Source organism: Anaeromicrobium sediminis, assembly GCF_002270055.1.
Lineage (GTDB): Bacteria > Bacillota > Clostridia > Peptostreptococcales > Thermotaleaceae > Anaeromicrobium > Anaeromicrobium sediminis.
Map to the genome: position 1 here is coordinate 1 of NZ_NIBG01000043.1, position 8,055 is coordinate 8,055.

The 8,055-nt window shown below is 29.9% G+C and carries 7 protein-coding genes; 6 read left to right on the plus strand and 1 reads right to left on the minus strand.

What is annotated here, in order from left to right:
- Positions 1-322 precede the first annotated feature (322 nt).
- From pdxR to abc-f, 6 genes are all read left to right on the plus strand, one after another.
- Entirely contained in the window at positions 323-1,792 is a 1,470-nt protein-coding gene (gene pdxR, locus CCE28_RS21500) for a MocR-like pyridoxine biosynthesis transcription factor PdxR (protein WP_095136260.1), read from the plus strand.
- Positions 1,793-1,962: 170 nt separating this feature from the next.
- Positions 1,963-2,670 (plus strand): aspartate/glutamate racemase family protein, encoded by a 708-nt coding sequence (locus tag CCE28_RS21505; protein ID WP_095136262.1) that lies wholly within the window; start codon positions 1,963-1,965, stop codon positions 2,668-2,670.
- A 79-nt stretch (positions 2,671-2,749) separates the two neighbouring features.
- A complete protein-coding gene (locus CCE28_RS21510; protein WP_207652951.1) occupies positions 2,750-3,466 on the plus strand; it encodes an AzlC family ABC transporter permease in 717 nt (238 codons plus the stop codon).
- A gap of 25 nt (positions 3,467-3,491) precedes the next feature.
- A complete protein-coding gene (locus CCE28_RS21515; RefSeq protein WP_095136264.1) occupies positions 3,492-3,812 on the plus strand; it encodes an AzlD domain-containing protein in 321 nt (106 codons plus the stop codon).
- 121 nt (positions 3,813-3,933) lie between these two features.
- Positions 3,934-4,467, plus strand: a complete 534-nt coding sequence (locus CCE28_RS21520; protein WP_095136266.1) for a GNAT family N-acetyltransferase — start codon at positions 3,934-3,936, stop codon at positions 4,465-4,467.
- Between the two features lie 561 nt (positions 4,468-5,028).
- On the plus strand, positions 5,029-6,747 hold the full coding sequence (gene abc-f / locus CCE28_RS21525) for a ribosomal protection-like ABC-F family protein (protein ID WP_095136268.1): 1,719 nt from the start codon (positions 5,029-5,031) through the stop codon (positions 6,745-6,747).
- Positions 6,748-6,846: 99 nt separating this feature from the next.
- Here the strand turns inward: abc-f and truA are convergent, their stop codons facing one another.
- On the minus strand, positions 6,847-7,596 hold the full coding sequence (gene truA / locus CCE28_RS21530; protein ID WP_095136270.1) for a tRNA pseudouridine(38-40) synthase TruA: 750 nt from the start codon (positions 7,594-7,596) through the stop codon (positions 6,847-6,849).
- Positions 7,597-8,055: the final 459 nt, after the last annotated feature.

The following is an 8,055-nucleotide window of genomic DNA, read 5'->3' on the forward strand; positions in this document are numbered from 1 at the left end:
AGGATTTTATCCTTTGTCTTTTTTTGCTTATAAAGAAATTATAAATTTTCCGATCTGTGAACAAGTAAAAAAAGTAAGGGGGTGTAGGGGAAGAATTCCCCTACCTCTTTAAAGGAAGGTGCTCAGGTTGCGATAGCAATCGTCGAAGGAAACCATAGGGTTTCCTAGCGAAGCGTACGAAGTACGCCTTTTTTATTGTTCAAAATTAATATATAATTAGTATTAAAAAATTGGATGGGTCCCAAAAAAAGTTTTTGGTAGTTTTCATTTAAATTGAAACTGGTATAATAGGCTTAACAAATTTGTTAAAGAGAGTGATTGGATGAGGATTAAGGTAGATAGAGATAGTAAAATAGCTTTGTATATACAAATTAAAAACCAAATAAGAGATAAAATATATTCTAAAGTATTTCCTCAGAACTATATACTTCCTTCCGAGAGAGAACTTTCGGATATGATTAAGGTTAATAGAAGTACAATAATAAAGGCCTATCAAGAATTAAAGTCAGAAGGGTTGATCGCCTCAGAAGTAGGTAAAGGTACTTATGTTGTATACACTGATGAGATAGAAAATAATGAGAAATTACATAACTTTATTAATAGATTTTATTGGGATGAAATATATAGTGAAAGTTCAAAGCAAAATTATGGGGATAGTATTAGTAAGATTATGAAAACTGATCATGGTCAAAGAATAATTTCCCTTTCTGGAGGAATTCCATGTCCAGATTCATTTCCTGAAGAAGAATTAAAAAAAATTCATATGAACCTAGTGGAAAATGATATGGAAAAGGTATTCTTACATAGTCCAGTAGATGGATATATGCCACTTAAAAATGAAATTAGCAATTTACTATTAAATAGAGGAATCAAAGCATCACCTAAGGAAATAATGATTTCATCAGGTTCCCAACAGGGTTTAGATCTTATAGTTAGAACATTTATAAATTCAGGAGATGTAGTTTTAGTAGAAGAACCTACTTTCTTTGCAGCACTTCAGCTTTTTAAGACTATAGGTGCAAAGGTTATAGGTGTTCCTATAGATAATGATGGAATGAGAACGGATATATTAAAGTATTTGATAGATAAGCATAACCCTAAGTGCATTTATACAATTCCAACCTTTCAAAATCCTACAGGAATAACTATGAGTATGGAAAGAAGACATGAACTTTTAAATATATCTTCAAAATATAATGTGCCTATAATTGAGGATGATCCCTATGGGGAGTTAAGGTATGAAGGTGAGGATTTTCCAACCCTAAAGGCGTTAGATAGAAACAATCAAGTTCTTTATTTATCTACCTTTTCAAAGGTTATTGCCCTAGGATTGAGAGTAGGATGGATAGTTGCACCAGAGAAGGTTATAAATAAACTTAGTTCTCTAAAGCAGATAACAGATTTACATGTAAATACTTTAAGCCAACATACTATGTATGAATTCTTGAAAGATGGGTATTATGAAAAGCATGTTAAAAGAGTAAAAAAAGAATATTTATTTAAAAGAAATTTAATGGCTATGGAGTTACAAATGGATTCTTTGAAGGAATGTTCCTTTGAACTACCTAAGGGAGGATATTATATTTGGTATAAAGTCTCTAATAAGCTAAATTCTAATTCTCTTATAAGAAGGTCCGTTGAAAATGGAGTGAACTATATGCCAGGGCAGCTTTTTTATAATAAGTTGGGAGAAAATAATAATTATATTAGATTGAATTTTACTTACCCTAGAAGAGAGGAAATTGTTGAGAGAATAAAAAGGTTAAAAGATAGTATTAGGCAGGTAAGATAGTGGGAATAGAAATATGATCGTCTACATAATTTTAAAAGGGATGTTAATATAGATCTAAATTAGAGAAAATATTAAAATCTAATTTGACGGAATATTTAGAACTTAAGTAAATTATTAATAATAATGGAAAAAAGTTAAGGGATTATAAAGTTACTTGTGGAGGGGTTATAATGAAAAAAATAGGATTAATAGGTGGCATGAGTTGGGAGTCATCATTGGAGTACTATAGGATTTTAAATGAGGAAGTTAAAAATAAATTAGGACAACTTCATTCTGCTGAGTGCATAATGTATTCCGTTGATTTTCAAGAAATAGAAAGATTACAGCATGAACATAGATGGGAAGATTTAGCTAAAAAGATGATTGATGTGGCATCTAGATTAAAAAGGGCTGGTGCAGATTTTATTGTGATTTGTACTAATACCATGCATAAAATGGCTGATCATATTGAAAGGGAAGTGGGAATTAAAGTTTTACATATAGCAGATGCAGCTGGAGAGAAAATCATTAAAAAGGGAATCAAAAAAGTTGGTTTACTAGGAACTAAATTTACTATGGAAGGTGATTTTTATAAGAAGAGATTAAATGACAAATATAATATTCAGGTAGTCATTCCTAATGAAAGGGATAGGGAAGTAGTTCATAATGTTATTTATAATGAATTATGTCTTGGAGAGATAAGGGAATATTCTAAGAAAAAGTACATAGAAATAATAAATAAACTAGCCAAAGAGGGAGCAGAAGGTGTTATTTTAGGATGTACAGAAATTCCTTTATTGATAAAGAAAGAAGATGTGAATATTCCAGTATTTGATACTACAACAATACATGGAACTGCTGCTGTTAAATTTGCTCTAAATGGTGATAAAAGCAGTTAGAAAAATGGCTTATGTATCCTTTAGAAGGAATTTTCATTAGAGATAGTTGGTACTATCTAATAATTAAGGAGGTGAAAATATGGAACTTAAATCAATGGTTTCTAGGGAAAGAGAAGAATTTCTTTTGGGAATTAAAAAGACTATACCATTTATGATTGGTGTAATGCCCTTTGGCTTAGCTTATGGAATCATGGCATCTCAAGCGCATTTATCTGTTTTGGAAACTACTCTTATGTCAATGATAGTGTTTGCGGGTTCGGCACAATTTATGGCTATTGGTATGATAAGTGAAGGTGTTGGTTTTACTTATATTGTTATTTCTACTCTATTAATAAATTTACGCCATCTATTAATGGGCTTATCCTTATCACCGTATTTTAAGAATTTAAAATTAAGATGGTTATATTTACTTTCCTTTGGAATGACTGATGAGGGTTATGCCTGTACAATTAGTTATTATCAAGATAAGGGTGTTGATGAAGGTAATCCTTACTTTATGTTGGGATCTGAAGTGGGGTTGTATATCTTTTGGATGGGTAGTTCCATTATAGGAGCCTTATTGGGACACTCAATAAAAGATCCTTTATCTTGGGGATTGGATTTTGCAATGCCAGCTACTTTTTTAAGTATTATTATACCTCAGATTAAATCCTTTAATATGTTTACTGTATTTTTAGTTTCAGGAATTTGTGCAGTGGGAGCATATTTTTTTATACCAGGAAAGTGGTATATTATTGTAGCTACAATTATAGGAGCTTCATTAGGTACTATCCTTGAAATGAAAGATGATGAGTAGAATTAATATGTAAGGGGATTATAAAATGAGATTAGAATACATAATTTTAATAGTATTAATGGGAATTGTTACTTATATTACAAGAGTAAGCTTTCTTGTATTTTTTAACAATAAAAATATTTCAAAAGTTTTAAATCGTTCTTTAAAGTATATACCTGCATCAATTTTAGCAGCACTAATATTCCCAGGGGTATTCGCTCCGAGTGGCAATCTGGATATGGCCATAACCAATCCATATATAGGTGCCAGTGGGATTACAATTATTTCCGTTTTGTTAAGTAAAAATTCGGCATTTAGTATTGTGTTAGGAATTGTTTCTTTAGTATTGCTGAGAAAGTTTATATAAAAATAAAAAATCCCATGAAATAAATGAATTATATATTTATAATGATTATAAAGGAAGGTTAACTTTATATACTTCCCTGGTTAAACATAACTAAAAATTAATGTTAGGAAGGGAATTTAAAATGAATATTTATATAAGGCAAGAGCTAAATAAAGATTATATAATAACAGAAGAGTTGACAGAAAAAGCATTCAAAGGTATGGAATTTAGTAATAACAATGAAGCTTTACTTGTTCGTAGATTAAGGAAAAGTAAATATTTCATTCCAGAATTGTCTTTGGTGGCTGAAATGGACGATGAAATAGTGGGACACATATTATTATCTAAGATAAAAATAAATAATGATAACAATTCAATTGAATCATTAGCACTTGCTCCCATTTCCGTTTTACCAGAATATCAAAACAAAGGAGTAGGGAAGACTTTAATTAAAGATGTATTAAATAGGGCAAAGGAACTTGGATATAAATCAGTAATAGTTGTTGGACATGAAAAATATTATCCTAAATTTGGATTTAGACCTATGAAAAATTGGAAAATAAGAGCAGCATTTGATGTGCCTGAAAATGTGCTCATGGGATTAGAATTAGAAAAAGATGCTTTTTCAGAATGTGAAAATGGCATAATTGAATATCCAAAAGTATTTTTTGAATAATATTAAAAGAATTTCACGTTCCACTATTCATTATGGATTTTACTATAAATTAGTAAAAAATTTCCATATAGCCGTTGACATATTGTAACGAAATTGCTAATATGTTTACTATAATAATAAAAAGATAAGAAAAGGAGAATAAGATGAATAATACGTTTTTAGCTAGATAAGATTCTAATTGAATATTGTGTGAAAGGTATGTATTACTAATAGGCATAACTGTGAAAATGGGCTATGTCAGATTGAGTGAGCATATTTTAGTACACATTATAGCTAAGAACATTGTTTAACTTATTTTGAAAGTATTTTATAAATGCTTATTCTTTAAATATAGACTACATTAAATTTCAGAAGGATTATTTATATTTCTGTGATAAAATTAGATTCTTTCATTTTATCACTGAAAAATATATGATTTTTCAGTGTGAGAATATTGTAGGCTGTAAGTTGACCTAGTTCAACTTACAGCCTTTTTTATTTAGAAGTTTTAGCTATAATAGTGTACCGCCTAGAGATCAAAGTTAAATTCTATAAGAATGAAGTGCAATAGGAGGAGATACTATGGGTTTATTATTTAAATGTTTAAATATAAAGAAAGAGTTTGGAGATAAAGTTGTTTTAAAAGATATCAGTTTTCATGTGGAGATTGGAGATAGAATAGGGATTGTTGGTAATAATGGAGCTGGTAAGACAACTCTAGGAAACATTATTGCTAAGGCAATAAAAGCCGATGGAGGATCTATATTGTGGCATTACAAAGATGTAAAAATCGGATATCTTCATCAATCTACCTACTACACACAAGGAGAATTTCAAAATATGATTGAAGGTGATAAGGAGGAAATAAGGGAGTTTTTTCAAACATCTAAGGAACTGGGAATTCATAAGATAGATGATTGGAATAATTCAAGACTTAGTAAACTTAGTGGAGGGGAGAAAACAAAACTTGCAATTGCTAGAATATGGGCTGAAAAACCACAACTTCTTATTCTTGATGAACCAACAAATCATATGGATTACGAAGGTATTAGATGGTTGATTAGTGAGATTGAGAAATATAGAGGAACTATACTAGTCATATCGCATGACCGTTATTTTATGGATAAGTGTGTTAATAGGATTATTGAAATTGAAGATGGGGTAGCTCATTCTTATAAGGGGAACTATACCCTTTATCGTCATGAGAAGAGAAGAAGATATGAGAGTCAATTACATGAGTATGAAGTACAAGAGAAATACAAGGGTAAAATACAAAGTGATATAAAACAATTAAAGAAATGGTCTGAAAAAGGCCATAGGGAATCAACTAAGAAGGATGGGTTCAAAGAAGGATACAGAGTTAGAGTCAAGAAGAAGGATAAGCAAGTAAAGTCAAGAATCAAAAGACTTGAAAAAATAGAAGTTGAAGGAGTAAAAAAACCTAAAGATGAGCAAAATATAAAATTCAACTTTGTTAGTAGTGATAGAGGTGGAGACAGAATACTTGAGGCAAGGAAAATATCAAAGAGTTTTAGCAATAAGAAGTTATTTGAAGATAGTTCATTCTATATTAAAAAAGGAGAAAAGATTGGATTATTTGGAAAGAATGGATGTGGTAAAACTACTTTCATAAAGGCAATACTAAAAGAATTATATATGGATGAGGGAAATCTATACCTTAGCCCCTCAGGAAAAGTAGCCTATTTAAGTCAAGATGTTATGACTCTTGATGGGGATAAGACTGTCCTTGAAACTTTTGGAATAGAAAATTATAAAAGAAGAGGGATACTTCAAACTCTATTAACAAATATGGGATTTTCAAAGAGTATGATTCATAAGAAAGTTGATACACTTAGCCTTGGAGAAAGAACAAGACTAAAGGTGGCTTACATGATTATGATGGAGAATAATGTTCTTATACTTGATGAACCTACAAATCATCTTGATCTTCACAGTAGGGAAATGCTCGAAAAGACTTTAAAAGAATATGAAGGAACTATAATTTTAGTATCCCATGATAGATATCTTTTAGAAAAACTGTGTGACAAGATTTTAATATTTGAGAATAAGGCAATTAAGAGATATGAATATTCCTTTAAAGAGTATATGGATATGAAAGAAGGAAGTGTGGACAATAAAGAAAAAAAATCAAAAGAGGAACAACTTATGATTTTAGAAAATAGGATAACTGCCATTCTTGGAGAAATTAGTTCTTTAACTCCTGACTTGGATAGATATAAGGAATTAGATGAAGAATTTAAAGAATTGATTAGTGCCAAAAGAGAGATTAACAATAAATAATAGGGTTAATTCATATATACAGTTTATATCTATATGCTTCTTTAGGGAAAATAGCCTAAAGAAGCATAATTATTTTGCTAGTATTTAAATACTCATCTATTAGTATAAAACTTTCATTAGGCATAGAGAATGGGCCATTGCCTTATGTCCAACATACTCTTTTTCTAAAGTGCTAAATGCATTATCAATTGATCTGACCTTTTTCTGACCTGAGCCAATTTGTATTAAGGTACCAACGATAAATCGCTCCATGTTTACTAAAAAACTATTTCCAGTAATATTAATGAGTATTTCATTATCCGTTTCTTCAATATTAACGTCAATTAATTCTTTGATAGTGTTTTTGTTTTTACCCTTATTTGTAAATGCGGCAAAATCATGTTTTCCAACTAATTTTTCTGCTCCAACTTGCATATCATTTATATTTAATATTTCTTTTAATTTATAAGTTTGATATCTCTCAAATAATAAAATATCCTTAGAGTCCTTTTTCCAAAGTCTGTACTGATAAGTTATTTCTTTAATTTTTAACCTACTATGAAATCTTTCATTAACTTTTTCAAGAGATTTCACAACAATATCTTCTGTAAGGTACTCTTCAATATACTGGTGTATTTCTTTTTCATTTAGTCCAATATCCGGTGCTTTAAAATTTGCAACCTGACCTAATGCATGAACACCAGCATCAGTATTTACAGCTCCTATAACTTCTATATTTCTCTTATACAGTTTTGATAAAATTCCTTCTAGTTTGCCCTGTATTGATTTATCAGCACTATCTCCCGTTTCACGTTTCCAACCCTTGTATCGTCTACCATCATATGCAACTATCATTTTATAATTATTCATTTTATCAACCTTTCGAATTACAATTTCCTTTTGTTCTCTATTATATAATTCTCAATCATTATATCATACTATGTATTAAGTAGTTAAATAATGTTGTAACATTATTTAACAAGCACTCAAGAGTGTTTGTTAGGAGAAGATTTGCTTATTTATCAAGTATAGGGGTATAAGATTGCTAAGTGGATCAAGAAAACATCTCAAAAAGTATTGACACAACCTTTTTAATGTGATATTATATATCTTGTCGCTAAGACAGTCAATAAATTTTCTCGAAAAAATGTTTGACAGTCTTCGATATAAATGCTAAGATAGTCAAGTCGTCAAAACAAGACGGCACAATAAATTGAACTTTGAAAACTAAACAGTATAAGAATTTAAGCCAGCTTAATAAATAACCTTTATATTAAGGTGACGTTAATTTTGTNATTAAGGTGACGTTAATTTTGTAATAGAGCAGTC